General features: G+C 73.1%; 2 protein-coding genes and 2 tRNA genes. 2 read left to right on the top strand and 2 right to left on the bottom strand.

The genetic code is table 11. The features are described from left to right. Window positions 1-56 precede the first annotated feature (56 nt). Window positions 57-130: transfer RNA gene (locus ACYVE9_RS21415), tRNA-Cys, on the bottom strand. A 35-nt stretch (window positions 131-165) separates the two neighbouring features. Further along, a tRNA-Gly gene (locus ACYVE9_RS21410) sits at window positions 166-238 on the bottom strand. Window positions 239-351: 113 nt separating this feature from the next. Between ACYVE9_RS21410 and ACYVE9_RS21405 the strand changes: the two genes are divergently transcribed. Together ACYVE9_RS21405 and ACYVE9_RS21400 are read left to right on the top strand one after the other, a co-directional pair. Beyond that, on the top strand, window positions 352-1,422 hold the full coding sequence (locus tag ACYVE9_RS21405; RefSeq protein WP_461029515.1) for a chorismate-binding protein: 1,071 nt from the start codon (window positions 352-354) through the stop codon (window positions 1,420-1,422). Further along, window positions 1,419-1,672, top strand: a 254-nt coding sequence (locus tag ACYVE9_RS21400) for an aminotransferase class IV (protein ID WP_461029514.1), incomplete at its 3' end; no start/stop codon positions are given. The genes ACYVE9_RS21405 and ACYVE9_RS21400, both read left to right, overlap by 4 nt.

The raw sequence follows: 1,672 nt of genomic DNA, 5'->3' as shown, positions 1-1,672 counted from the left end.
GAACCAGTGACCTCTTCCGTGTCAGGGAAGCGCTCTCCCGCTGAGCTAATCGTCCATGGAGGTGGAGACGGGATTTGAACCCGTGTAGACGGCTTTGCAGGCCGTTGCCTCGCCTCTCGGCCACTCCACCAGGAGCGTCGGGGGTCGGGATGATCCCCTGTCTCGAGCGGACGACGAGATTCGAACTCGCGACCCTCACCTTGGCAAGGTGATGCTCTACCAGCTGAGCCACGTCCGCAGGTGCCGTTTCCCGGGCCCGCGTGCACGGCCCGGCGACGTGTTGAACTTTAGCGGATTCCGGGGCCAGCTCAAATTCCGTTGTTCGGCGGCAGCCGCCATAGACTCGAAACCGTGCTCGATCAGCCCCCTCTCGCCCGCTTCGGCGACCTCCTCGCCTGCGACCTGCGGGATGTCACCAGCGACCCCGCAGCCCTGGACTCCAAGGGCTGGTGGGCCGTGGTCGCCGACTTCGAGGGGGCGACGGTCTGCGCCCGCTTCGGCGACGTGCGGACCGCACCGCGGCGGCGGCAGGCCGCGCCCGCACGGTGGCGGGGTCCGGCGGCGAAGGACTGGACCTCCTCCCTGGACGAGGCCGGCTACCAGGCCGGGGTCCGCCGCATCCGCGCCCACATAGCGGCCGGTGAGGTCTACCAGGCGAACCTGTGCCGGGTACTCGGCGCGCCGCTGCCCGATCCGGAGACGGCCGACATCGACGCGCTCGCGGCGCTGCTGGACCACGGCAACCCGGCGCCCTACGCGGGCACCGTCCGCCTGCCCGGGCACGGCGTGGAGGTCGCCACCGCCTCACCCGAGCTGTACCTGCGGCGCAGCGGGCGCCTCGTGGAGTCCGGGCCCATCAAGGGCACCGGCAGGACCGAGGCGGACCTGCTGCCGAAGGACCACGCCGAGAACGTCATGATCGTGGACCTGGTCCGCAACGACCTGGGCCGGGTGTGCGCCCCCGGCAGCGTCACCGTCCCCCGGTTGTGCGCGGTGGAGCCGCACCCGGGGCTGGTCCACCTGGTGTCCTCGGTGCGCGGTGAGCTGGCGGCGGGCACCGGCTGGGCCGAGCTGTTCGCCGCCACCTTCCCTCCCGGGTCCGTCACCGGCGCCCCCAAGTCCAGTGCCCTGCGCATCATCGACGCGCTCGAGACGGCCCCGCGCGGCCCGTACTGCGGGGGAGTGGGCTGGGTGGACGCCGACCGGGGCACCGGCCGGCTCGCCGTCGGCATCCGTACCTTCTGGATCGACCGGACGGCCCTCGGTGGGCCAGTCCTGCGCTTCGGCACGGGCGCCGGCATCACCTGGGGCTCCGAGCCGGAGCGTGAGTGGGCGGAGACCGAGCTGAAGGCCGAGCGCCTGCTGCGGGTAGCGTCGGGTGCGTACACGGCGGTGAGCGCGGTGGGGAGGCGGCACACATGAGGCACATCTGGCTGGACGGGCGGCTGCGGGACGCGGACGAGGCGCGGGTCTCGGCCCTCGACCACGGGGTGACCGTGGGGGACGGCGTCTTCGAGACGGTGAAGGCCGTCGGGGGACGGCCGTTCGCGCTCACCCGCCACCTGGACCGGCTGGCCCGCTCCGCGCACGGCCTCGGCCTGCCCGAACCGGACCTGGACGAGGTGCGGCGGGCGTGCGCCGCGGTGCTGGACGCCGCGCCGGCACCGCTGGG

The sequence above is a fragment of the Streptomyces sparsus genome, assembly GCF_054776295.1.
Note: the sequence above shows the minus strand (reverse complement) of the source record. Positions and strands in the feature narration are given on the sequence as shown.